The 24,787-nt window shown below is 42.7% G+C and carries 19 protein-coding genes and 1 tRNA gene; 18 read left to right on the top strand and 2 right to left on the bottom strand.

Going from position 1 to position 24,787, the window contains the following annotated elements; genetic code table 11:
• The first annotated feature begins 79 nt into the window (after window positions 1–79).
• The 5 genes from VLA57_RS04510 to hisC all read left to right on the top strand — a co-directional run bounded on the left by VLA57_RS04510 (window position 80) and on the right by hisC (window position 5,319).
• Entirely contained in the window at window positions 80–325 is a 246-nt protein-coding gene (locus VLA57_RS04510; RefSeq protein ID WP_187289149.1) for a BolA family protein, read from the top strand.
• Between the two features lie 117 nt (window positions 326–442).
• Entirely contained in the window at window positions 443–1,711 is a 1,269-nt protein-coding gene (gene murA / locus VLA57_RS04505) for a UDP-N-acetylglucosamine 1-carboxyvinyltransferase (protein WP_020444326.1), read from the top strand.
• 138 nt (window positions 1,712–1,849) lie between these two features.
• Window positions 1,850–2,545, top strand: coding sequence for an ATP phosphoribosyltransferase (gene hisG, locus VLA57_RS04500; RefSeq protein ID WP_149410001.1), 696 nt, complete (start codon window positions 1,850–1,852; stop codon window positions 2,543–2,545).
• A 239-nt stretch (window positions 2,546–2,784) separates the two neighbouring features.
• Window positions 2,785–4,083 (top strand): histidinol dehydrogenase, encoded by a 1,299-nt coding sequence (gene hisD / locus VLA57_RS04495; RefSeq protein ID WP_133104821.1) that lies wholly within the window; start codon window positions 2,785–2,787, stop codon window positions 4,081–4,083.
• 102 nt (window positions 4,084–4,185) lie between these two features.
• Complete coding sequence (hisC, locus tag VLA57_RS04490) at window positions 4,186–5,319, top strand: histidinol-phosphate transaminase (protein WP_133104820.1); 1,134 nt, start codon at window positions 4,186–4,188, stop codon at window positions 5,317–5,319.
• Between the two features lie 102 nt (window positions 5,320–5,421).
• Here hisC and VLA57_RS04485 read toward each other — a convergent pair whose 3' ends face one another.
• The gene (locus VLA57_RS04485; protein ID WP_133104819.1) at window positions 5,422–7,116 is read right to left on the bottom strand and encodes an anthranilate synthase component I family protein; all 1,695 of its coding nucleotides are present in this window, start codon (window positions 7,114–7,116) and stop codon (window positions 5,422–5,424) included.
• 3 nt (window positions 7,117–7,119) lie between these two features.
• Window positions 7,120–8,355 carry a beta-ketoacyl-ACP synthase II gene (locus tag VLA57_RS04480; protein ID WP_333954448.1) on the bottom strand — a complete coding sequence of 412 codons (1,236 nt, stop codon included), beginning with the start codon at window positions 8,353–8,355 and terminating at the stop codon, window positions 7,120–7,122.
• A gap of 635 nt (window positions 8,356–8,990) precedes the next feature.
• Here VLA57_RS04480 and VLA57_RS04475 point away from each other — a divergent pair.
• The 13 genes from VLA57_RS04475 to rpoB all read left to right on the top strand — a co-directional run bounded on the left by VLA57_RS04475 (window position 8,991) and on the right by rpoB (window position 24,701).
• Window positions 8,991–10,211: an EcsC family protein gene (locus VLA57_RS04475; RefSeq protein ID WP_333954447.1), complete on the top strand. Its 1,221-nt coding sequence runs from the start codon at window positions 8,991–8,993 to the stop codon at window positions 10,209–10,211.
• 440 nt (window positions 10,212–10,651) lie between these two features.
• Window positions 10,652–11,026: a 30S ribosomal protein S12 gene (gene rpsL, locus VLA57_RS04470; RefSeq protein WP_011281154.1), complete on the top strand. Its 375-nt coding sequence runs from the start codon at window positions 10,652–10,654 to the stop codon at window positions 11,024–11,026.
• A gap of 208 nt (window positions 11,027–11,234) precedes the next feature.
• Window positions 11,235–11,708, top strand: a complete 474-nt coding sequence (rpsG, locus tag VLA57_RS04465) for a 30S ribosomal protein S7 (RefSeq protein ID WP_011514497.1) — start codon at window positions 11,235–11,237, stop codon at window positions 11,706–11,708.
• A gap of 388 nt (window positions 11,709–12,096) precedes the next feature.
• Entirely contained in the window at window positions 12,097–14,223 is a 2,127-nt protein-coding gene (gene fusA / locus VLA57_RS04460) for an elongation factor G (protein WP_133104816.1), read from the top strand.
• A gap of 220 nt (window positions 14,224–14,443) precedes the next feature.
• A complete protein-coding gene (gene tuf, locus VLA57_RS04455) occupies window positions 14,444–15,634 on the top strand; it encodes an elongation factor Tu (protein WP_011512793.1) in 1,191 nt (396 codons plus the stop codon).
• 324 nt (window positions 15,635–15,958) lie between these two features.
• Window positions 15,959–16,034, top strand: a tRNA-Trp gene (locus VLA57_RS04450).
• A 51-nt stretch (window positions 16,035–16,085) separates the two neighbouring features.
• Window positions 16,086–16,574 carry a preprotein translocase subunit SecE gene (gene secE, locus VLA57_RS04445; protein ID WP_020444319.1) on the top strand — a complete coding sequence of 163 codons (489 nt, stop codon included), beginning with the start codon at window positions 16,086–16,088 and terminating at the stop codon, window positions 16,572–16,574.
• A gap of 71 nt (window positions 16,575–16,645) precedes the next feature.
• Window positions 16,646–17,176 carry a transcription termination/antitermination protein NusG gene (nusG, locus tag VLA57_RS04440; protein WP_011514494.1) on the top strand — a complete coding sequence of 177 codons (531 nt, stop codon included), beginning with the start codon at window positions 16,646–16,648 and terminating at the stop codon, window positions 17,174–17,176.
• A gap of 91 nt (window positions 17,177–17,267) precedes the next feature.
• Window positions 17,268–17,699 (top strand): 50S ribosomal protein L11, encoded by a 432-nt coding sequence (gene rplK / locus VLA57_RS04435; RefSeq protein ID WP_010201717.1) that lies wholly within the window; start codon window positions 17,268–17,270, stop codon window positions 17,697–17,699.
• Entirely contained in the window at window positions 17,700–18,401 is a 702-nt protein-coding gene (rplA, locus tag VLA57_RS04430; RefSeq protein ID WP_011514493.1) for a 50S ribosomal protein L1, read from the top strand.
• Between the two features lie 403 nt (window positions 18,402–18,804).
• The gene (gene rplJ / locus VLA57_RS04425) at window positions 18,805–19,332 is read left to right on the top strand and encodes a 50S ribosomal protein L10 (protein ID WP_011514492.1); all 528 of its coding nucleotides are present in this window, start codon (window positions 18,805–18,807) and stop codon (window positions 19,330–19,332) included.
• A 126-nt stretch (window positions 19,333–19,458) separates the two neighbouring features.
• A complete protein-coding gene (gene rplL / locus VLA57_RS04420) occupies window positions 19,459–19,830 on the top strand; it encodes a 50S ribosomal protein L7/L12 (protein ID WP_011514491.1) in 372 nt (123 codons plus the stop codon).
• Between the two features lie 752 nt (window positions 19,831–20,582).
• Window positions 20,583–24,701, top strand: coding sequence for a DNA-directed RNA polymerase subunit beta (gene rpoB, locus VLA57_RS04415; protein WP_011514490.1), 4,119 nt, complete (start codon window positions 20,583–20,585; stop codon window positions 24,699–24,701).
• Window positions 24,702–24,787 lie beyond the last annotated feature (86 nt).

The following is a 24,787-nucleotide window of genomic DNA, read 5'->3' as shown; positions in this document are numbered from 1 at the left end:
ATGGTCAAACTCTTGTTATAATGTCGTCACTTTACCTCTATACCCTATCTAAAACCTTAAGGCAGAATATTCTATGAGCATGAACGCTGACGATTTGATTGCATTTTTACAAACGCATTTTCCAGATGCCTTTATTCAAGCTGCCAATCAAGGAACTAAATTTGATGTGCGTGTGGTTGATGCCAGTTTTGAGGGCAAACGCGCTGTGCAGCGTCAGCAAGCAGTTTATGCTTTGGTCAATGATAAAATCGCCAGTGGTGATATTCATGCGCTCAATATTCAAGCGTTAACGCCTGCTGAATGGGATGTTCAATCGCAAGGCTAGAGTAGGTTAAAGCTTTTTATTTACGACTGGATTGTTTATTACGAGCAAGTATTTTTGCCGCTAATAACCGATTCGGTTTTTCATTATTTTTATACTTATCGTTAGGTTGTCACCTTTATGGATCAATTTTTAATCACTGGTAGTAGTCGTATCGCAGGGGAAGTCACCATTTCAGGCGCTAAAAATGCCGCGTTGCCGTTGCTTGCGGCTATGATATTGGCTGAGACGCCGACGACATTGCACAATGTGCCATCGCTACAAGATGTGCGCACTTTGATTGAGTTGATCGGTGGCATGGGTATCAAAATCCAAAAGCAGGGTGATACCGTCACTTGCGATACCAAGAGTATCGATAATTTTTATGCGCCCTATGATTTAGTCAAAACCATGCGCGCCTCAATCTTAGTATTGGGTCCATTGTTGGCACGTTTTGGTGAGGCAGAAGTATCCTTGCCGGGTGGTTGTGCGATTGGTTCGCGCCCCGTTGATCAGCATCTTAAAGCCTTTGAAGCAATGGGTGCTAGTATTACAGTGGAAAACGGCTATGTAATTGCGCAAGCACCAAAGGGCGGTAAGCTGTTAGGTTGTAAGTTCTCATTTGACATGGTGACGGTAGGCGGTACTGAAAACGTCATCATGGCAGCAGCACTTGCTAAAGGCACGACTGTTTTGGGCAACTGTGCGCTTGAGCCAGAAGTGGTTGATTTGGCTAATATGCTGGTCGCAATGGGTGCTAAAATCAGTGGTATTGGTACAGCAACCATGACGATTGAAGGCGTTGAGCGCTTGCATGGTTGTGAGTACTCGGTCGTGCCAGATCGTATCGAAACAGGCTCTTACCTTGCAGGTGCTTTGATGACACGCGGTGATGTATTGACTAAGAATACTTCTGCGCTACTATTAACACCTGTGCTAGAAAAGTTTGAAGACATGGGTGCAATTATCACTACGGGTGATGATTGGATTCGCGCACAAATGAAAGGTCGACCAAAAGCGGTCGATATTCGTACCCAGCCGCATCCAGGTTTTCCAACGGATATGCAGGCACAGGTGATGGCGATTGCTTGTTTGGCTGATGGCACCAGTACCTTTATCGAAAATATCTTTGAGAACCGTTATATGCACGTCCCTGAGCTTAATCGTTTGGGTGCCTCTATCCAAGTAGACGGTCATACGGCTGTGGTAAAAGGGGTTGAGTGCTTTACAGCCGCGCCTGTGATGGCGACTGATTTGCGTGCTTCGATGTCATTGGTAATGGCAGCCGCAACAGCAGAAGGCGAGAGTTTAATTGACCGCATTTACCATATCGACCGTGGCTATGAGCACGTTGAAGACAAATTGCGTGCGCTTGGTGTCAATATCGAGCGTATTAACAGCAACGATTAATATGGTTTGCTAAAAGTTATAACGCTAGTATTAACACTGGCGTTATAATCAAAATAAATTTTAAGCCTAGTGTAATATTAAAAATGCCCTTTGACGGCGACAACTTTCAGCACCATCAGCACACGGACCAGCGTCACTATGACTGAAGTAACCAACAGCTTACCAACCAGTGGTTTATTAAACGAAGTAAATGATGAGTTTTCAGGCTTAACACTGGCATTATCCAAGGGTCGTATCTTAGAAGAGACGATGCCACTTTTGCGTGCCGCTGGCGTTGAATTATTGGAAGATCCTGAAGCCTCACGCAAGCTTATTTTTCCAACCTCAAATCCCAATGTCCGAGTATTAATTTTACGCGCAAGCGATGTGCCAACGTATGTTGAACACGGTGCAGCGGACTTTGGTGTGGCAGGTAAAGATGTGTTGCTTGAGCATGGCGCCAATCATGTTTATGAATTATTAGATCTGAAGATTGCTCAGTGTAAGCTCATGACCGCTGGCGTAAAGGATGCACCTTTGCCAAACCGTCGCCTACGTATTGCCACCAAATACGTGAATGTTGCCCGTGCTTATTTTGCAAGTCAAGGACAGCAAGTTGATGTGATCAAGCTGTACGGCTCGATGGAACTTGCGCCCTTAGTTGGTTTAGGTGATTTGATAGTCGACGTCGTTGATACGGGCAATACCTTACGTGCCAATGGACTCGAAGCGCGCGATCATATATGTGATGTCTCTTCCCGTCTTATCGTCAACCAAGTCAGTTATAAGCGCAAGTTTTCACTGCTTGAGCCGATATTAGATAGTTTTAAAAATAGTATCAGCAGTACTCCATAAATCAGTACATGATAAAAGCGTATCGTAGATTGATAATATCAAGTATGGTTATACAAAATTCCAAACCAGTTTAGCGCTCTAAGGAGAACATAGCGTGCTAAACTGGTTTTATTGTATTTGCATGTCAGCTAATAAAAGCACCGTATAGTCTGAATGTGATTGTTATAAATAAGCTGGCATTTAAGCCCTCATATCATCCTTTTTACCGCCGTATTCATGCTCAAATATAGGACAAAGCCATGCGCCAATTAAGTACGCAAGACGCCGATTTTGACAGTCAGTTGACAGAACTGCTTGCTTTTGAAACCGTTAATGATGCCGATTTACTCAAAACGGTAGATGACATTATTAGTAAAGTGCGTCATGGCGGGGATAGTGTGGTGCTAGAATTGACGCAGCAGTTTGATCAACATCCAGCAACGACGATGAAGGCTTTAGAATTATCCAAAGAGGCACTTGCTGAAGCATTTGCCAATCTTGATGATGTCGTGAAAAGCGCTCTGACCACAGCAGCGACGCGCGTGCAGAGCTTTCATGAGCGCCAAGTACAAGAGTCATGGCAGTATGAAGATGAGTTCGGCAATCGTTTAGGTCAAAAGGTCACGCCGCTTGACCGTGTCGGCATTTATGTGCCGGGCGGTCTGGCGTCTTATCCTTCTTCAGTATTAATGAACGCCATCCCTGCCAAAGTTGCTGGCGTCAAAGAAGTCATCATGGTTGTGCCAGCGCCAAAAGGTGTGCTCAATCCCTTGGTATTAGCGGCGGCGCATTTGGCACAAGTTGATCGCGTCTTTACTATTGGTGGTGCACAAGCGGTAGCGGCATTGGCATATGGTACTGAAACGATTCCGGCAGTAGATAAAATCACTGGACCGGGCAATAAATATGTTGCAGCCGCCAAACGCGCGGTATTTGGTCAAGTCGGTATCGATATGATTGCCGGACCTTCTGAGGTTCTGGTTTATGCAGAAGGCACGGCGAAAGACCGTGCTGATTGGTTAGCGATGGATTTATTATCACAGGCAGAGCATGACCGTATTGCCCAAGCGATTTTTTTGACCACAAGTGAAAAACAGCTTAAAGAAGTCGCCATTGAGATTGAAAAAGCCTTGGCTGAATTACCCAAGGCAGATATCGCTCGTGATTCGCTAAAAAATCGTGGCGCGCTTATCTTGGTTAAAGACCGTGCAGAAGGCATGGCGGTGATCAATCGCGTTGCGCCTGAGCATTTGGAGCTGTCTGTTGATAATCCAGACGCGTTGCTTGGTAGTATTCGTCATGCAGGTGCTATCTTTATGGGACGTCATACGCCAGAGGCAATCGGTGACTACTGTGCAGGACCGAACCATGTGCTACCGACATCGGGTACAGCACGCTTTTCGTCACCGCTTGGCGTCTATGATTTTCAAAAGAAGTCATCCATTATTTATTGTAGTGAAGCGGGCAGTAAGCCTTTGGCTGAGACGGCAGATATTTTAGCGCAGCATGAGGACTTAGAAGCCCATGCACGTTCAGCCCGTTATCGTTACCAGTCCTAATTTTTTCAAAGACAATTATTGGAATAACAGGTCTTTGGATAACAACTTTTAGAATAACAGTTTTAGAAATAACCATTTCTGTGATTAATAGTAGGATAACTTATGAGTGAATCAAAGATAGATAACAGACTTTGGTCATCTAAAGCGCGTAATTTATCGCCGTATGTTCCTGGTGAGCAGCCCCAGCATGACGATTTGTGCAAGTTGAACACCAATGAAAATCCATTTCCACCTTCACCAAAAGTAGGTGAGGCGATTATTAAAGTCTTAGCGCAGCAAGCGGATGATTTGCGCTTGTACCCTGCACCTGAGTCTGAAGAATTGCGCGGCGCATTGGCCACGCTTTATGATCTTGATATCAATCAAGTGTTCGTTGGTAATGGCTCAGATGAAGTATTGGCATTGGTATTCGCCAGCTTCTTCTTAAAAGAGCGCCCAATTTTAGCGCCTGATATTAGCTACAGCTTTTATCCCGTTTATGCCAATACCTTTGGTATAGAGCTTGTGCAAATCCCATTAGAAGCAGATTTTAGTATCAGTCCTGATGCCTATCGTCGACCTTGCAGTGGTATCATTATTGCCAATCCAAATGCGCCAACTGGTTTATTATTGTCGCTTGCTGATATCCGTAAGCTTGCAGGCGAGCACTCAAATTCAGTGATTGTGATTGATGAGGCGTATATCGATTTTGCTCAGCTAGAAGAGAGTAGTCCAGACGTAGAAGTATCAGCGGTTAGCCTTATTAATGAATTTGATAACTTGCTAGTTACCCAGACCTTTTCAAAATCGCGTTCGCTTGCCGGACTGCGTGTCGGTATGGCATTTGGTAATGCCTCTTTGATTGAAGCATTAACGCGTATGAAAAACAGCTTTAATAGCTATCCACTTGATAAGTTGGCACAAGCTGGTGCAACAGCTAGCGTCTTAGATGTTGAATATTTTGAGAAAACCCGCCAGCAGGTCATTGATTTGCGTACATCGTTGACGGTTGAGTTGACGGCCTTAGGTTATGACGTACTGCCGTCACATGCCAACTTTGTCTTTGCGCGTCCTCATGATGGTGCTGCCAGTCAAGTAGCAGAAGTATTACGTGAGCAAGGTATCATTGTTCGTCATTTTGATAAGCCGCGTATTAATGAGTATCTGCGTATCACGATTGGTACTCCTGCACAGCACGAGCGTTTAATTAACGCATTAAAAGCGCTGCAAGCAGTGGCAGATGTTGAAGTTAATTAATACCTAGCTCAACTATAGTACTAAAAGAATGTTCCATAAGTAATAAAAAGAGCCTGCTAACATGATGTCAGCAGGCTCTTTTGCGCCGCTTTAAGCTGTCTTTTAACTTAAGCCTGAGTCGTTAGCAAGGACGGATAATAGGTTACCGACTTTAACTAGGCACTCTTGGTATTCAGCATCGCAGTCAGAGGCAACGGTGATACCGCCGCCTGCCCATAAACTGACTTGTTTGCTATTGTCAGCTGTGCTGGTTGTTTGTAGTGTGCGAATCAGTACATTCCACTGACCGCTACCATCAAAATTCATATAGCCCATGGTGCCACAATAAGCACTACGCGGTGCCGCTTCCAATTCTGCAATAATCTCCACCGCCCGTTTCTTTGGCGTGCCAGTAATTGATCCTGCAGGCAAACTGCCAAATAAGACGCTTAACGGATGAGTATCTGTCTTGAGCTCGGCGGTAATGGTACTGACCATATGATGTACATTACTAAAGCTCTCAATCGCAAATAGCTGTGGCACTTTTACGCTACCGATTTTGGCGTATTTACCCAAGTCATTACGTAACAAATCCACAATCATAACGTTTTCTGCACGGTCTTTTTCGCTGTTGATTAACTGCTGCTTGTAGTAATTATCTTGTTCGATTGTTAAGCCGCGCGGCATGGTTCCTTTGATTGGCTTGGTACGTATATGATGCTTGCCAGTCTCAATATCTTTGCTAAAGGTAAAAAATAATTCAGGCGAACAGCTTAATAATTCAAACTGATGGTTTGATGTATTTACTTTACCTTCATGATTATAGCTATCAATGGCTATATATCCTGCAAAAGGTGCTTGGGTATTAGCGTTCAAAGCAGGTAAATAGTCAATGAGGCTTGTGACTGAATTATCTTCATAAGCGCTTAAATAGCCACTCCATGCTTGGGTTAAATTAATCTGATAACAATCGCCTTGTTGCAAATAATTTTGCGTTTGATGGAACGCCTGCTGATAGTGTCGTTTGCTCCACTGAGCTTCTAGTAATAAAGGCGGCGTTTTACAGGAGTATTTTTTAGTGACATTCTCATTCGATAGTTGATTATCCAAACTATTTAAATAAGATGTTAGCACTCTGATTAGTGCATTTGTATCCTGCTGGACTGAGCTGCTGTCAGGGTTATTATCATTATTTACCTTTAACTGCCAACTGCTTTGACTGTCTGAATCAGCGGTTAAGTAAATATCATAATGCCCCAATAACGCGCACGGCTGTGCTGCCATCTCTATATTAACGGTTGGACTGAGTTCATGAGCACTAATGTCATAACTGATAAAACCTATTAAGCCGTGCTGATAACTTGGTTGTTGATCGACGTCTTTAGTTGAGAACGAGCCGTTACCGTGAATGCCATCTATTTCATGAGCCCGACTGTAAGTAATTAATTCCTCTTGCCAGTCGCTATAACTCATATAGCTTGTAGCCGCACTATCACTGGAATTACTATAAAGGTGAACATGCCCACGCCGTGTTTTCTCGATTTTACAAAGGTTTCCCTGTTTAGTAGCATGCAGCGTGTCATTAGTCACAGGATAAACGCACCAGCTCGTCTTTGGTAATAAGCCAATCACAGGTCGCCCATCATTATTGAGCCAAACCAATTGCCAGTTTGCTTTGCTATTTTGTTCTAACAAATGTCGTTGCAGGTGCGGCATTAATTCGGCAGCAGATAAGTCACCAAAACGCCAGCTAGTTTTGCTAGCTGGCGGTAGGGCAGAATCTGTCTGCACAGTGGTATGAGTATCTATGACAACCATAGTTTAAGCGTCAAACTTTTTGATGATCAGTGTTGCATTGGTACCGCCAAAGCCAAAGCTATTGCTCATAAGAGTTTCAAGCTCAACATCGCGTTTTTCAGTGACGATATCAAAGCCTTTGGCAGCCGGATCTAATTCTGTAATATTGATACTTGGTGCAATAAAGCTGTCTTGTAACATCAGTAAGCAATAAATAAGCTCTTGTGCACCAACCGCACCTAAGCTATGACCTGTCATAGACTTAGTCGAGCTAATGGCAGGCACTTTACTGATATCGTTATCAAATACTTTAGCAATAGCTTTAAGCTCAGTGATGTCACCAAGTGGCGTACTGGTACCATGGCTATTGATATAATCTACGCTTTCTAAACCCGCTTCAGCAAGTGCTAGCTTCATGCAGCGTACTGCGCCTTCACCGCTTGGCGCAACCATTTCTGCGCCATCAGAGCTGGCACCATAACCGACAATTTCAGCCAAAATATTGGCACCGCGTGCTTGGGCATGCTCAAGACTTTCAACGACTACCATCGCGCCACCTGCCGCGATAACAAAACCGTCACGGTCTTTATCATAAGCTTTTGAGGCAAGCTCTGGGGTACCGTTGTATTGAGTGCTGACAGCGCCCATGGCATCAAACATACAAGACTGAGTCCAATGTTCTGCTTCACTACCACCAGCGAGTATCACATCTGCTTTACCCAATTGAATAAGCTCGGCAGCATGACCGATACAATGCGTTGACGTGGCACAAGCCGAGGTTAATGAGTATGAGATACCTTGGATTTTTAGACCAGTAGCGAGCGCCGCCGATACTGAGCTGCCCATTGTTTTTGGTACAGCCATTGCACCAACGCCGCGTAACCCTTTTTCTCGCATGGCGTCTATTGCATTGGCGATATTTTCTGTTGACGCGCCGCCAGAGCTTGCGACCACGCCCACACGCGGATTGTTATTGATGGTTTCTAAAGAGAGTCCAGCGTGCTCAATTGCACTTAACGCACTGACATAAGCATATAGGCTTGCGTCACTAAAAAACCGTTTTAGTTTGCGGTCAATAGCTGAGGTATCAAGCTCTGAGTGATCAATACTGCCGCTGACGTGTGATTTGAACTCGTGCTCAGCATAAGATTCGTTGAACGTGATGCCAGAGCGACCTTGTTTAAGAGCCTCTGTGACAGTAGCCAAATCATGTCCGATACAAGAGACAATCCCTGCTCCAGTGATAACAACGCGGCGCATACAATATTCCTTATTAGTAACGATTTTTTTGATAATTACTTTTAATCATCGTTTTAAAATATCTGCTTCTACCATATCACTTCATCTCTATCTGTCTTTGATAATATAATGTGTTGTTATATCAAGGCATTTAAGTGCTAGAAGCGGACTCTAACGCTATCATGGATTCATAGAGAGTTGAGAGAAATAGAGTGCAGGTAAATAATGGTACAAGTGTACTTTGAATTATGGCATATGATACCGTATCGAGGTGGCAAAATGTTTGAGTAAATGCAAAATAATAATAAAATAGGGCTTATCAGCAACAATGGTTATTCTATAGTTTTATGCAGTTTGTTATTAAGAAGCAAACAATAAGGGCGATGCATGCCATGGTACAAGCTTCTTTAATATGAGCCAATGTAATAGATATACTATGATGGTTAAGTTGTTATCGATAAATGACACTTTTAGATACAAAAGGGCTGATAGCGATAACATTGTTCGCACTGACACTCACAATAGGGGTTCGCTAGAATGGCAAACAGCGTATTATTATAAAAAGGGTGTTAGAGCAGCATTTTAACAATGGTGATTTAACACTTAGTACTTTAACTATATTACTTTATAACAAACATCATATTAAGGATATCAAGATGGGAAAGCGTAGCACTTTATCGAAAGGTATTAGTATGGTTGGCTCTTTTACGCGTGGCAATCTAGAGCGTATGGGTGCCATGATTGATAGCGCGAATGCAAAAACTGGCAAACCGCGTCAATTTAAAGCGGTGAACTTAGGCGATGAAGATTACCAACAAGATTTGTTCCGTGAGCAAACGTTAAAAGCCACTCAGCAGTTATTGGGCACACGCTTTGCTGCTTATGGTAAATATGCCAAAAAAGTGGTACCGAACAGCTTCTTTGAGTCGACCGTTGATGGCGCTTTTGCTCAAATTGCTAAGCTTGCCGACAACTGGAGTCAGATTGATTTACCGAATCAGCATCGCTTTGCCAATATTGTGAGCTTAGACGACGAGCAGCGTTACGCGTTAGCGACCGATATTGCCAATCAAAACCGTGCATTAGCGACGCTTGGCGGTGTTACAGGTTTGGCAGGTTTGCCGGGCTTGCTTGCGGATACATTATGGTTATTGTTGGTTTCTCTACGCACCGTTTATCAATTGGGCGCTGTTTATAATAAGCCGTTGACTGGTAAGCAAGGCGTCAAAATGGCCTATGAGTTACTTGCCAATGCAGATCTCAGCAAAATGCAAGAGAAGCAAGCATTGCTGGCAGGTATTGGTATTGGTAACGGTTTACTGGATAGCGCCCAAAGCAGCGGTTTACACAATGAGCTCAAAAACTTAGGCTTGCAGAATAAAAAAGTTAATTTTTACGCAGAGCAAGTGGACAGTATTGCTAGTCAGGTCGGTGTTGATTTGGATCAAATTAACTTAACATGGATACGCCGATTCCTACCAGCCACTGCCGTTATCGTTGGTATGCGCTATAACAGTCAGCTGATTGATGAGGTCATTGGCGTTGCTCAAGCAACTTTTGCGCCAGAAGCTAAGCTTGCCAATCGCGCTATTACTGATGACAGTAGCAGCGAAGTAAAGGTTAGTAAGGCAACGGGCAGCACTGAGCAGAAAGAAAAAGAATCAAAAGATGCAGCATCAAAAAACATAAAGTCAGACGCTAATGCTGCAAAAGAGGATGCAAAAGATACTCAGAAAAAAGCTGACGATAAAGAAAACGATGTTGATACTACAGCTGACGAAAAGAAAGTCGACAGCACCAAGAATGATAAGCAGAGTAGTGTAGTTAAATCTTCTGACAGCCAAACAAAAAAAGCCGCTGCTAAGTCGAGTAAATAATAAGCCATTAAGGTTTATTGATTACTTCGTTTTAGAATATTAAAGCTCTACGTATTTGCTATTTATCTTTAATGTTGGCGATATCGGCTTACTTCTATTGAAAATTAAACCGATATCGCCATATAGCTCAGGTAAATGACTGTTTTTTATCTCTAAATATCTTATCTAAATGATGTAAGCATCTACTTTTGATACCGTATTTAGTTAGCTGTTTTTTCGGTTATGCCGTTAAAAACAGATAAAGTGGTATAGTAGTAGACTGAATACATATCTATCCGCTGCTGTAAAGTCCAACTGCTCATAAGTGGTTGAAATAGCAGCAACAAGTCTTTATAATACACTGTCCTAAAAATGGGTGTGCCAAAATCTGTCGTTAAAGTCAGATGGATGGTGCGTTTACCTATTTTTTTGTTTTTTACCAAACGGGAGAAGGATGCCTCATGGCAACAACTAACCAATTGATTCGTAAAGGTCGCAAAACCATCAAGGAAAAGTCAAAAGTTCCTGCGTTGGAAGCGTGCCCACAACGCCGTGGTGTATGTACTCGCGTATATACTACTACCCCTAAAAAACCTAACTCAGCCATGCGTAAAGTATGTCGTGTACGTTTGACTTCAGGTTATGAAGTATCAAGCTACATCGGCGGCGAAGGTCATAACCTACAAGAGCACAGTGTTGTTCTTATCCGTGGTGGTCGTGTAAAAGATCTACCAGGTGTACGTTATCACACTGTTCGTGGTGCACTAGATTGCGCAGGCGTTAAAGACCGTAAGCAAGGTCGTTCTAAATATGGTGCTAAGAAACCTAAAGTTTAATAACTAACCGTTATTAAATGAGTTTCTTTGTATCAAACATTAACTGTGCATGGGTCTGATGTGAGTAATTTTTGACCAAATGAGTCATTAACCTTTATCACACACCGCCATGCAGTAAGGCTGACTGACAACTCGATATAACGCCATCCAATATTAATTGGTGCGAGATTGTGAATGTCAGACACTCCTGAAGAAAAGGATATTTATTATGCCAAGACGTCGCGTCGTTGCTACCCGTGAGATCCTACCGGATCCTAAGTTTGGTAGCCAAACTGTTGCAAAATTCATCAACCATGTCATGAGTCATGGTAAAAAATCTACTGCTGAGCGTATCGTTTACGGTGCACTTGAGACAGTAAGCCAAAAGCGTAACATCGAAGATCCAGTTTCTTTCTTTGAAGAAGTATTGGAAAATGTTCGCCCAATGGTTGAAGTAAAAGCTCGCCGTGTTGGTGGTGCAACCTACCAAGTGCCAATGGAAGTACGCCCCTCCCGTCGTACCGCCTTGGCTATGCGTTGGTTAGCTGAAGCTGCTGCAAAGCGTTCTGAAAAATCAATGGCTTTGCGTTTAGCTGGCGAATTGAATGATGCTGCTGATGGCAAAGGTAATGCTATGAAGAAGCGTGACGAAGTTCACCGCATGGCAGATGCTAACAAAGCATTCTCTCATTACCGTTTCTAAGCTACTCTTAATTAAGCTGTTCTTTTAAATATAGCTTTTTAAAAGTAGTTTTGGATGACTGGTGTATGCCAGTCATCTAGATATAATTTATTTATTCTATTGATTGTCGCCATTGTTAATAAATGATTTGCTTGTAATTATTGAAATATAATAACAGACACACTCATTTCAGATGGCGGACATCTGTCAAGATGCTGTTCTGAAAAGGGATGCTATTCTGTAAAGAAAGTCTCCTGAGTTTGATGCCGCACTATTCTTAGTAGTTACTCTTTTTTGCCCGTATTAGGTTCAATGATTAGTAATATTGCAAGGCTGAATGGCTTTGTCATAGAGTAGAGGTAGAGACACAACACATTAATATATACACGAATTTCCCTAGGAAAACACTATGGCTCGTAAAACTCCCCTAAAGCGCTATCGCAATATTGGTATCTCTGCGCACATTGATGCTGGTAAAACGACCACTACTGAACGTGTTTTGTTCTATACCGGTGTTAGCCACAAGATTGGTGAAGTACATGATGGCGCAGCCACTATGGACTGGATGGAGCAAGAACAAGAGCGTGGTATTACTATCACCTCAGCGGCGACAACTTGTTTTTGGTCAGGTATGGCAAAACAGTTTGACGAACATCGTATCAATATCATTGACACCCCAGGTCACGTTGACTTCACGATTGAAGTTGAACGTTCTATGCGTGTTCTTGATGGCGCTTGCATGGTTTACTGTGCAGTAGGCGGCGTTCAGCCACAGTCTGAAACCGTATGGCGTCAGGCAAACAAATATAAAGTTCCACGTCTTGCATTCATTAACAAAATGGATCGCGTTGGCGCTGATTTCTACCGCGTAGTAGAACAGATTAAAACTCGTCTAGGCGGCAAGCCAGTACCATTGGTTATCCCAATTGGTAAAGAAGACGACTTTGAAGGCGTTGTAGATCTAGTAACGATGAAAGCCATCTATTGGGACGAAGCGTCTCAAGGTATGGAATATGATGAGCGTGAAATCCCAGCAGAACTACAAGAAAAAGCGGAAGAATATCGTGAGTATCTAGTAGAAAGCGCTGCTGAAGCGACTGAAGAATTGATGAATGAGTATCTTGAGAACGGTGAATTAACTGTTGAACAAATTAACTCTGCTATTCGCCAGTTGACTATTGATAACGAAATCATTCCACTTCTTTGTGGTACTGCCTTTAAAAACAAAGGTGTACAGAAGATGTTGGACGCTGTTATTCAGTATCTTCCTGCACCAATGGATGTACCTGCTATTAAAGGTATCCTTGATGATAAAGATGAATCTGAAGGCACTCGTGAAGCGTCAGACGAAGCACCGTTCTCAGCTTTAGCATTCAAAATCATGAATGACAAGTTCGTTGGTAACTTAACCTTCGTTCGTGTTTATTCAGGTGTTCTAAAGCAAGGTAGCAGCGTTTATAACCCAGTTAAAATGAAACGTGAGCGTGTTGGCCGTATCGTACAGATGATGGCAAACTCTCAAGAAGAGTTGCAAGAAATCCGTACTGGTGATATCGCAGCCTTAGTTGGCATGAAAGATGTAACCACTGGTGATACGTTGTGTGATGAGCAAAATGTTATTACGCTTGAGCGTATGGAATTCCCAGATCCAGTTATCAGTCTAGCGGTTGAACCTAAAACCAAAGCTGACCAAGAAAAAATGTCAATCGCTTTAGGTCGTTTGGCGAAAGAAGATCCATCGTTCCGTGTACATACTGACGAAGAATCTGGTCAGACTATCATCAGTGGTATGGGTGAGCTGCATCTTGAGATTCTTGTTGACCGTATGAAGCGTGAGTTTGGTGTTGAAGCTAACATCGGCGCACCTCAGGTTGCTTATCGCGAAACGATTCGTAACACGGTTGAGCAAGAAGGCAAATTCGTACGTCAGACTGGTGGTCGTGGTAAATTCGGTCACGTTTGGTTACGTCTTGAGCCTATGGATCCAGCTGGCGATGTTCTTTATGAATTTAAAGAAGAAGTTGTTGGTGGTACGGTACCAAAAGAATTCCACGGTGCGGTTGATAAAGGTATTCAAGAGCGCATGAAAAACGGCGTACTTGCAGGTTACCCAATCGTTGGCGTAAAAGCGACCTTGTATGATGGTTCTTACCATGATGTTGACTCGGATGAGTTATCATTTAAAATGGCTGGTTCTATCGCATTCCGTAAAGGCTTCATGGCTGCAAACCCAACGCTACTTGAGCCAGTGATGAAAGTAGAAGTTGAAACACCTGAAGACTATATGGGCGATATCATGGGCGATCTTAACCGTCGTCGTGGTATGGTTCAAGGTATGGAAGACTTACCTGGCGGCACTAAGCAGATTCGTGCTGAAGTACCATTAGCGGAAATGTTTGGCTATGCCACACAAATGCGTTCAATGTCACAGGGCCGTGCAACTTACTCTATGGAATTCCAAAAGTACGCTGAAATTCCAAAATCAGTTGCAGAAGCTATCATCTCTAAATTCAACAATAAAGATGATGACGAATAAGCAAAAATCTATCGATAATGGCAATATAGGACATATCTTTATATTGTCAGTAGATAATCGAGCAATAATTGGTTAAAAGACTTGTTATTGCTCGTGATTTTCTTATAATATCTGCACATTAGTATGTGCACCCTTTTAACAGTTATCTTAATGTGGTCAGTATTCACTTAATTACTTTATATAAATTAAGCAGTTGACCCTAAAAAAAGAGGAAATACCCATGGCAAAGGCCAAGTTTGAACGTCTAAAACCACATGTTAACGTCGGTACCATCGGACACGTTGACCACGGTAAAACCACCCTTACCGCTGCAATCGCAACCGTAGCTGCAATTACTTCAGGTGGCGAAGCCAAAGACTACGCGTCTATTGACTCAGCACCAGAAGAAAAAGCACGTGGCATCACCATCAACACCTCACATGTAGAATATGACACCCCATCACGTCACTATGCTCACGTTGATTGCCCAGGTCACGCCGATTATGTTAAAAACATGATCACCGGTGCAGCCCAGATGGACGGCGCAATCCTAGTTGTATCAGCAACTGACGGCCCTATGCCACAAACCCGTGAGCACATCCTGCTTTCACGTCAGGTTGGCGTACCGTACATCGTCGTATTCATGAACAAGTGCGACGTTGTTGATGACGAAGAATTGCTTGAACTCGTAGAAATGGAAGTTCGTGAATTATTAAGCGACTATGACTTCCCAGGTGATGACACCCCAATCATCCATGGTTCTGCGACTGAAGCCCTAAAAGGCTCACAAGAAAAATATGGTCAACCAGCCGTTGTAGAACTATTAAACGTTCTTGACACCTACATCCCAGAGCCAGAGCGTGACATCGACAAAGCATTCCTAATGCCAATCGAAGACGTATTCTCAATCTCAGGTCGTGGTACTGTTGTAACTGGCCGTGTTGAATCTGGTATCGTACGCGTTGGCGACGAAATCGAAATCGTCGGTATCCGTGACACTCAAAAAACCACCTGTACTGGTGTAGAGATGTTCCGTAAACTGCTTGACGAAGGTCGTGCAGGCGAAAACTGTGGCGTACTACTACGTGGTACTAAACGTGAAGACGTACAACGTGGCCAAGTACTAGCTAAGCCAGGTTCAATCACTCCTCATACCAAGTTTGACGCTGAAGTATATGTATTGTCAAAAGAAGAGGGTGGTCGTCACACACCATTCCTAAACGGCTATCGTCCACAGTTCTATTTCCGTACCACTGACGTAACTGGCGCAATCCAATTACAAGACGGTACTGAAATGGTTATGCCTGGTGATAACGTTGAGATGGGCGTAGAGCTTATCCACCCAATCGCTATGGACAAAGGTCTTCGCTTTGCTATTCGTGAAGGCGGCCGTACTGTAGGCGCTGGTGTTGTTGCTAACGTATTGAACTAATACTTAACGCTGTCAGAGCAATCTGATCGTTGTTAATAATTAGTCAAAAGCCATCCTCGAAAGAGGGTGGCTTTTTTTTGGGTATGGTTTGCTAATAGAATGACAGTGTTAATCAATTTAGTATTTGTAAAAATAAGGTCTGTATGTTTAAAAATTTAAAGCAATAAATCTATCTCAGATTTTGACTTCTATTTTTGATTTTAAACAGAATTTTCTGACTTTTATTCATTAAAGTAATGATTCATTGTATTAAGCAAATAAAATATCGTCTTAAAACTTGCATTCTTAGTAAAACCTTGTATAATTATCAGCCTTAACACCCCTAGGCGATTGGCTCAATTGGTAGAGCATCGGTCTCCAAAACCGAGGGTTGTAGGTTCGAGTCCTACATCGCCTGCCATCTTCTTATCACATCTTTGTTATACCCCACCATCTCCGAAGTGAGTTCTTTATGAGCAATAATCAAGATAACCTCGAGACTAAGTTATCTGATGCCAAGGCAGTTGCTGGTGGAATGCTGTCCAAAGATAAGCATATTTCAGCGGGTAATCAAACGACTGCTGTTGAGATTGCTAAGACGGGTTCAGTAAAAGATGTGATTTTGTGGTTACTAGCCGCAGTTGTTTTAATTGGTGCAACGTTAGTTAATCAATATCTGCCCGGCTATTGGCAACCTGCTAATGACCTTTGGGTACGTATTGGTATTATCGTTGCGCTTTTTGTATTTGCGCTGTTATGTCTTGCAATGACGAATCAGGGCCGTGCATTTAAAACTTTATTGAAAGACGCTGCTGTAGAACTACGCCGCGTTACTTGGCCTGGCAAAGACGAAACCTTCCAATATACATGGCAAACGATTGTCATGATTGCGGTTGTTGGTTTATTAGTTTGGCTATTAGATAACTTTTTTAATTGGTTCGTTGGCATATTTATTGGTTAATGGCGCGTATTAGCGACTGTTTAGCCAAGATTTATGGATAACGACTTACTTATAATGATCAGGAGCGTGATATGCGTTGGTATATTGTCCAAGCATTTTCAGGATATGAAAAGCAAGTACAGCGTTCATTAACTGATCGTATTAATCGTAGTGAATTCGCTGAATTTTTCGGCGATGTATTGGTACCTACTGAAGAAGTCGTCGAAATGAAAGACGGCAAAAAACGTAAAAGCGAGCGTAAGTTCTTTCCGGGTTATGTATTGATCCAGATGGATATGAACGACAATACTTGGCACATCGTTAAAGATTGCCCACGTATTATGGGCTTCGTTGGCGGTACGCCAGAGACGCCTGCGCCGATTACGGAAGTAGAAGCTGATCGTATTCTAAACCGTTTAAATCAGACTGAAACTGACCCGCGTCCTAAGACTCTATTTGAGCCGGGCGAAGAGTTGTTGGTTATCGATGGTCCATTCACTGACTTTAAAGGGTTGGTTGAAAAAGTGGATTACGAAAAGTCTAAATTACATTTAACCGTAAACGTATTTAATCGACCGACTCAGGTTGAGCTTGAGTTTAGTAAAGTTGAGAAGCTAGATTAAATCAGCAAAAAAGTTCATCAACCGGGGAGCTGTTAGTCAATAAGGTTTATACCAGATTGATTTGGCGCTATTACCCATTTAGGAGAGTATCATGGCTAAGAAGATTGATGGTTACATCAAACTGCAAGTGCCTGCAGGCAAAGCAAATCCTTCACCACCGATTGGTCCAGCATTGGGTCAAAAAGGCGTGAACATTATGGCGTTCTGTAAAGAATTTAACGCTGCGACCTCAAACCAAGAGCCGGGTTTACCGATTCCTACTGAGATCACTGTATACAGCGATAAGTCTTTTACCTTCATCATGAAGTCACCACCAGCTGCTTACCTTTTGCGTAAGGCTGCTGGTATTGCTAAAGGTTCTGGTACACCTAACACCGCTAAAGTCGGTAAAGTTGACCGTGCTCAGTTAGAAGACATCGTTAAGACTAAAGATGCAGATTTGACTGCAGCTGATCTTGACGCTGCTGTTCGTACCATCGCTGGTACTGCACGTTCAATGGGCATTACCGTGGAGGGTGTGTAAATGAGTAAACTTACTAAGCGTCAAAAAGAAATCAATAGCCGTATTGAGCACGAAAAACAATACACGATCGAAGAAGCGGTTCAAATCCTAAACGATTTGCCAGCTCTTAAATTTAAAGAGTCTATTGATATCGCTGTAAACTTGGGCGTTGACCCACGTAAATCTGATCAAGTCGTACGTGGCGCAACCAACCTACCTGCTGGTACTGGTAAAACCAAACGCGTTGCTGTATTTGCTCAAGGTGCTGCTGCTGAAGCCGCCAAAGAAGCTGGTGCTGACATCGTTGGTTTTGAAGACCTAGCAGAATCAATCAAAGCCGGTAACATGGACTTTGATGTGGTTATCGCTGCTCCTGATGCAATGCGTGTTGTTGGTCAATTAGGTACTATCTTAGGCCCACGTGGTCTAATGCCTAACCCTAAAGTCGGTACGGTTACGCCTAACGTTGCTGAAGCCGTTCTTAACGCTAAAGCTGGTCAAGCACAGTATCGTGTAGACAAAGCAGGTATTATTCACACGACTATCGGTCAAGTTGGTTTTACTGCTGAGCAAGTAATCCAGAATGCTGAAGCACTCATTTCAGATTTGAGACGTGCTAAGCCTGCTACTTCTAAAGGTACTTTCATTAAGAAAATTACCTTGTCTAGCACCATGGGTCCTGGTCTAAGTATCGATCCAGTTCCATACCGCACAGCGAAATAATTAAGTATGATCTGTTATTCAACGATTTTGAATAATGGGACAAAATATTTTAAAGAATTAGGTCAGCGTAGCAAACGCTATGCTGTCTAAGACCGTAGGTAGACAGCGGTTTGGTAAAATGGATTATGACTCTTGTAGATCAAAATTTATTACATTGAGCTGCTGTTGTTAATCGATGACAGATGAAAATCTTAATTGTCCTACGCAGACGGTGGCCCACCCAGTTGTTGATAAGAGCCGATAGGGCAACCTATCACTTGATGTCATTCTGATAACGGTGCCGTAATCAGTCGTTATGAGTACATTTGTTTTTAACAAATACACTCGTAACGTGTCGTATCAAGTCAATCTTAGTTTGTAATTTAGATTACAGGATGATTGATTAGATTAAAGGAGTCAACTTATGGCATTAACGCTAGAGCAAAAACAACAAGTTGTGGCTGAAGTGTCTGAAGTTGCTGCTAATGCTTACTCAGCAGTAGCTGCCGAATATCATGGTATTGGTGTTGCAAAGCTTACTAAGCTACGCGAACAAGCCCGTGAAAAAGGCGTCGTTTTGAAAGTGGTAAAAAATACCCTAGCAAAACGCGCGTTTGAAGGCACTAAGTTTGAGAGCATGTCAGACCGTATGACTGGTCCATTACTTTTGGCTTTCTCTATGGAAGATTTGGGATCTGCAGCTCGAGTCATTTTTGACTTCAGCAAAGATCACAAAGCTTTAGAGACCAAATTGGTATCAGTTGGTGGTGTTGTTTATGGTCCAGAAGAGCTAGAGCGCGTATCGAAGCTACCAACTCGCGACGAAGCAATCTCTATCTTGATGGCTACTATGAATGCACCAGTGACCAAGCTTGTCCAGACTATGAACGCAGTTCCTGGCAAGTTCGTTCGCACTGTTGCAGCAATCAAAGACGCAAAAGAAGCTGCTTAATTGCTTGTTTTAACGTAACTTTGACATCGCCGATTGCACTTTATTGCCAACACTATTTGAAAATTTGGCAAGCAATCCAAGCGATTTTAAAATCAATTAATTTTTATCAGATAACGGAGAGTTCTCATGGCACTATCTAAAGATGACGTGTTAAACGCAATCGCTGAAATGTCAGTAATGGATATCGTTGAATTAATCAGCGCTATGGAAGAAAAATTCGGCGTAACAGCTGCTGTTGCCGCTGCACCTGCTGCTGCTGGTCCTGCTGCTGCTGCTGCTGAAGAAAAAGACGAGTTTGACGTTGTTCTTGCCAGCTTTGGCGAGAAGAAAGTTGGCGTAATTAAAGCCGTACGTGAAGCTACTGGTCTTGGCCTGAAAGAAGCGAAAGATTTGGTTGAAAGCGCTCCAGCTCCAATCAAAGAAGGCGTTAACAAAGCTGAAGCTGAAGAGTTGAAAAAGAAACTTGAAGAAGCTGGTGCAACTGTTGAACTAAAATAGTTTAACGGCAGTACGAAAAAAAGCTGGTAATGCCTTGCATTATCAGCTTTTTTTTACTATAATTCGTAGCTTGACCTTTTGTGTCTGCCAACAGTCGTAAGCAACAACACGGTGGATACCCATCAAAAGGACAGACGATATACATGCAAGCACACTTAGTAGTTATTGAAATCAGATAATGTGGCTAAACGTCAATAGATGTTTGGCATTTTTTTGTGTCTGCACGTTTTCTATTAACATTATCACTTATATTGACTCTGAATATTATTATTTATAAGCATTATAATTGTCCTATTTATTACTAATCAAAAACTATTGAATAAGCTTTCTAGCGTGATTTTACTGTCAGTATATAGTCTCGTAGACGGTATACATCAGCGACGATATTGATTTTGGCAGTAACCAGTTTGGATGTTAAATCGTTTATACACAATGCTAGTCGCATTTATATTTAGATAAAGCAACTGTCACTTAAGCTTTAAAAGTGACATATTGGCAACACTTTAAGATTGAAGTTTTCGCTCTGAGCAGTCATATAGGCTGACTTAAATAACGATAGCAAGATCGTATTTAGAGTGCAAAGCAAGCACTGATTGTTAAGATAGTAATTGATACAACGCCCTAAAAAGATTAACTGTGCTTTAAAAAGAACACCTGTTTTATATTATCGTTTACGTCGCTTAGTTTGCATAGTATTTATGCACGCCAGCCGCGATTTTAATTTGTTTCCACGTTTACTGTAAGGACTCTCGATGGCATATTCTTATACTGAAAAAAAGCGTATTCGCAAAAGTTTTGCTGAATTGCCTACTGTGATGGACATTCCCTATTTGTTGTCTATCCAAGTAGATTCTTATGAGCAATTTTTGCAAGAGCATAAAAAGCCAAAAGCTCGTGAGAATACTGGCTTGCAAGCTGCATACTCTTCTATTTTCCCAATTGAGAGTCACTCTGGTAACGCAGAGCTACAATTCGTTGAATACTATTTAGGTACGCCTGAATTTGATGAGCGTGAGTGTATCTTACGTGGTTCGACATTTGCTGCGCCTATGCGTGTCAAAATTCGCTTAATCATCAAAGACAAAGACAGCAAAGATAAAGACAGCAAAGCGGCTATTAAAGATATCCGTGAGCAAAGCGTCTATATGGGCGAGATGCCATTAATGACTGCTAACGGTACCTTTATTATTAACGGTACTGAGCGTGTAATTGTATCTCAATTACATCGTTCACCTGGTGTGTTCTTTGACCATGATAAAGGTAAGTCGCATTCAAGTGGTAAAGTGCTTTATAACGCGCGTATCATTCCTTACCGTGGTTCATGGTTAGATTTTGAATTTGATGCAAAAGACTTGGTTTTTGCTCGTATTGACCGTCGTCGTAAGCTATTGGCGTCTATTATTTTACGCGCTTTAGGCTTAAGCACTTCTGAGATCTTAGATTTATTCTTTGATAAAGTGCGAGTTTATAAAGGCGAAGAGCAGTTCGAGATTGATCTGGTTGCCGATCGCTTACGTGGCGAGATGGCACAGTTCGATATCGTCACGCCTGCAGGCGACGTGGTTGTTGAGCAGGGCAAACGTATTAATGCTCGCCGTATCCGTCAGCTTGAAGAAGCGGGTATGACTAAAATCTCTATTCCTGATGAATACTTATATGAGCGCATTTTAGCCGAAGACATCATCGTTAATGATGAAGTTATTGCTCGCGCTAACACGCTCATTGACCATGAATTATTGGTTAAATTAAGTGCGTTTGAAGCCAGTGAATCTATCAAAGAATTCAGCATCCTGTTCACTAACGATATCGACCAAGGTAGTTACATTGCCGACACGCTACGTGCTGATAGCACATCAAGCCGTGAAGAAGCTTTGATTGAAATTTATAAAGTCATGCGCCCAGGTGAACCACCAACGGTTGAAACTGCTGAGAAACTGTTTGATAGCATGTTCTTTAACGCGGATCGTTATGACTTATCAAATGTCGGTCGTATGAAGTTTAACCGTCGTTTAGGTCTTGATTTTGTAGATACCGATGACGCTGATATTCAGCGTGAACGTAGCGTATTGACCAATGCCGATATCGTTAACGTTCTAAAAGAGCTTATTGAGATTCGTAATGGTCGCGGTGAAGTCGATGATATTGACCATTTAGGTAACCGCCGTATTCGTTCAGTAGGCGAGATGGCAGAAAACCAATTCCGTGTTGGCCTAGTACGTGTTGAACGTGCGGTCAAAGAGCGTTTAAGCTCAGCAGAATCTGATAATTTATCGCCACAAGATTTGATTAACTCAAAACCTGTTGCTGCTGCGGTTAAAGAATTCTTTGGCTCAAGCCAGTTGTCTCAGTTTATGGATCAGAATAATCCATTGTCTGAAGTCACGCATAAACGCCGTGTGTCTGCATTAGGACCCGGTGGTCTGACCCGTGAGCGTGCAGGCTTTGAAGTACGTGACGTACATGATACCCATTATGGCCGCGTATGTCCGATTGAGACTCCTGAAGGTCCAAACATTGGTTTGATTAACTCATTAGCGACTTTTGCTAAAACCAACAGCTTTGGCTTTTTGGAAACACCTTATCGCCGTGTAGTTGATGGTAAAGTAACGGACGTTATTGAATATCTGTCAGCGATTGAAGAAGTCGGTACGGTCATTGCACAGGCTGATTCACCAGTAACTGCCGATGGGGCGTTATCTGATGAAATGGTTAGTGTGCGTAGCTATGGTGAGTTTGTCCGTATGCCGCCAGAAAAAGTGACGCATATGGATGTGTCACCAAGTCAGGTTGTATCGGTAGCCGCAGGTCTGATTCCATTCCTAGAGCATGATGATGCTAACCGAGCGCTTATGGGCTCGAACATGCAGCGTCAGGCAGTTCCTACGCTACGTGCTGATAAGCCGTTAGTAGGTACCGGTATGGAGCGTCACGTTGCTCGTGACTCAGGTGTTTGTGTGATCGCTAAGCGTGGCGGTGTGATTGAAGATGTAGATGCCTCACGTGTTGTGGTTCGTGTAAATGAAGATGAGATGATTGCTGGTGAAGCCGGTATTGATATCTATAACTTAGTTAAATATACGCGTTCTAACCAAAACACTTGTATCAACCAACGTATTATCGTCAACCAAGGTGATGCTATTGCTGTAGGTGATATCTTGGCTGATGGTCCATCAACGGATCTTGGTGAGTTGGCATTGGGTCAGAACATTCGTATCGCATTTATGCCGTGGAATGGTTACAACTTTGAAGATTCAATCTTGCTGTCTGAAAAAGTGGTTAAAGAAGATCGTTTCACCACTATTCATATTCAAGAATTGACTTGTGTAGCGCGTGATACCAAGCTAGGTACTGAAGAGATTACTGCTGATATTCCAAACGTTGGCGAAGCAGCTCTATCAAGCCTTGATGAAGCGGGTATCGTTTATATCGGTGCTGAAGTTGATGCTGGTGATATTCTAGTTGGTAAAGTGACGCCAAAAGGTGAAACGCAACTAACGCCAGAAGAGAAACTCCTCCGGGCTATCTTTGGTGAAAAAGCGGCTGATGTTAAAGACACGTCGCTACGTGTACCAACATCAAGCAAAGGCACGGTTATTGACGTTCAAGTCTTTACTCGTGACGGCGTTGAAAAAGATGCACGTGCAAGAGCGATTGAAAAATCACAGCTTGATAGCTACCGTAAAGATTTAAAAGAAGAGTTACGTATCTTTGAAGAAGCGGCTCGTGGTCGTATTGGTAATCTATTAGATGGTCAAAAAGTCAGTGGTGGTTCAGGTTTAAAAGCCGGTACAGTGATGGCATTGGCTGATATGAAAGATATGAGCCTTGAGACCTTGCTTGATATTCAGCCTGTTGAAGAAGAAATCTCTGAGCGTCTAACGCAAATCGCTGAGTATTTGGTTGATAAGCAAAAAGATATCGATGTGAAGTTTGCTGAGAAAAAACGCAAACTAACCGCTGGTGATGACTTACAACATGGCGTACAAAAAATCGTTAAGGTATATCTAGCGGTTAAGCGTCGTATTCAGCCTGGTGATAAAATGGCTGGTCGTCATGGTAACAAAGGTGTGGTATCACGCATTATGCCAGTTGAAGATATGCCTTATGATGAAAATGGTAATACCGTTGACATCGTCTTGAACCCACTTGGTGTACCATCTCGTATGAACATCGGTCAGGTTCTAGAAACGCATTTGGGTATGGCGGCAAAAGGCTTGGGCGAGAAGATCGATGGTATGCTCAAATCGCAAGCAGCAATCAAAGACTTACGTGACTTCTTAGACAAAATCTATAACCAAGTCGGCGGTGAGCAAGTTGATCTTGATAGCTTGAGTGATGATGACATCATGGCGCTAGCAGACAACTTGCGTGCTGGTGTACCAATGGGCACAGCAGTATTTGACGGCGCAAGAGAAAGCCAAGTTAAAGATCTGTTAGAGCTTGCTGGTATGGATCGCGATGGTCAACAGACGTTGTATGATGGTCGTACTGGTCAGAAGTTTGACCGCAAAGTAACGGTCGGTTATATGTACATGCTCAAACTTAACCATTTGGTTGACGACAAAATGCATGCGCGTTCAACTGGTTCTTACTCACTAGTGACGCAGCAGCCATTGGGCGGTAAAGCTCAGTTTGGTGGTCAGCGCTTCGGTGAGATGGAAGTCTGGGCACTAGAAGCTTACGGCGCGACATATACGCTACAAGAGATGCTGACTGTGAAGTCGGATGACGTTGAAGGCCGTACGCGTATGTACAAAAACATCGTCGATGGTGAGCAATATATGGATCCAGGTATGCCTGAATCGTTTAACGTATTGACCAAAGAAATCAAATCACTGGGTATCAATATTGAGTTAAAACAAAGCAACTAAATCCGTTGTTTAACTTAGTTGTCAACTAAAGGCAGTATGCTCATTGCTGCTGCTTTTAGTAATTTGTCTCAACCCTATTCATTGCC

The sequence above is a fragment of the Psychrobacter sp. S4(2024) genome, assembly GCF_036861305.1.
GTDB lineage: Bacteria > Pseudomonadota > Gammaproteobacteria > Pseudomonadales > Moraxellaceae > Psychrobacter > Psychrobacter cryohalolentis.
The sequence above is the reverse complement of the archived record's forward strand: the minus strand, read 5'-3'. Positions and strand labels throughout refer to the sequence as shown.

Excerpts from the sequence above, each read along its gene's own strand:
- VLA57_RS04510 (WP_187289149.1), top strand. The coding sequence starts at position 80 with ATGAACGCTGACGATTTGATTGCATTTTTACAAACGCATTTTCCAGAT.
- murA (WP_020444326.1), top strand. The coding sequence starts at position 443 with ATGGATCAATTTTTAATCACTGGTAGTAGTCGTATCGCAGGGGAAGTC.
- hisG (WP_149410001.1), top strand. The coding sequence starts at position 1,850 with ATGACTGAAGTAACCAACAGCTTACCAACCAGTGGTTTATTAAACGAA.
- hisD (WP_133104821.1), top strand. The coding sequence starts at position 2,785 with ATGCGCCAATTAAGTACGCAAGACGCCGATTTTGACAGTCAGTTGACA.
- hisC (WP_133104820.1), top strand. The coding sequence starts at position 4,186 with ATGAGTGAATCAAAGATAGATAACAGACTTTGGTCATCTAAAGCGCGT.
- VLA57_RS04485 (WP_133104819.1), bottom strand. The coding sequence starts at position 7,116 with ATGGTTGTCATAGATACTCATACCACTGTGCAGACAGATTCTGCCCTA.
- VLA57_RS04480 (WP_333954448.1), bottom strand. The coding sequence starts at position 8,355 with ATGCGCCGCGTTGTTATCACTGGAGCAGGGATTGTCTCTTGTATCGGA.
- VLA57_RS04475 (WP_333954447.1), top strand. The coding sequence starts at position 8,991 with ATGGGAAAGCGTAGCACTTTATCGAAAGGTATTAGTATGGTTGGCTCT.
- rpsL (WP_011281154.1), top strand. The coding sequence starts at position 10,652 with ATGGCAACAACTAACCAATTGATTCGTAAAGGTCGCAAAACCATCAAG.
- rpsG (WP_011514497.1), top strand. The coding sequence starts at position 11,235 with ATGCCAAGACGTCGCGTCGTTGCTACCCGTGAGATCCTACCGGATCCT.
- fusA (WP_133104816.1), top strand. The coding sequence starts at position 12,097 with ATGGCTCGTAAAACTCCCCTAAAGCGCTATCGCAATATTGGTATCTCT.
- tuf (WP_011512793.1), top strand. The coding sequence starts at position 14,444 with ATGGCAAAGGCCAAGTTTGAACGTCTAAAACCACATGTTAACGTCGGT.
- secE (WP_020444319.1), top strand. The coding sequence starts at position 16,086 with ATGAGCAATAATCAAGATAACCTCGAGACTAAGTTATCTGATGCCAAG.
- nusG (WP_011514494.1), top strand. The coding sequence starts at position 16,646 with ATGCGTTGGTATATTGTCCAAGCATTTTCAGGATATGAAAAGCAAGTA.
- rplK (WP_010201717.1), top strand. The coding sequence starts at position 17,268 with ATGGCTAAGAAGATTGATGGTTACATCAAACTGCAAGTGCCTGCAGGC.
- rplA (WP_011514493.1), top strand. The coding sequence starts at position 17,700 with ATGAGTAAACTTACTAAGCGTCAAAAAGAAATCAATAGCCGTATTGAG.
- rplJ (WP_011514492.1), top strand. The coding sequence starts at position 18,805 with ATGGCATTAACGCTAGAGCAAAAACAACAAGTTGTGGCTGAAGTGTCT.
- rplL (WP_011514491.1), top strand. The coding sequence starts at position 19,459 with ATGGCACTATCTAAAGATGACGTGTTAAACGCAATCGCTGAAATGTCA.
- rpoB (WP_011514490.1), top strand. The coding sequence starts at position 20,583 with ATGGCATATTCTTATACTGAAAAAAAGCGTATTCGCAAAAGTTTTGCT.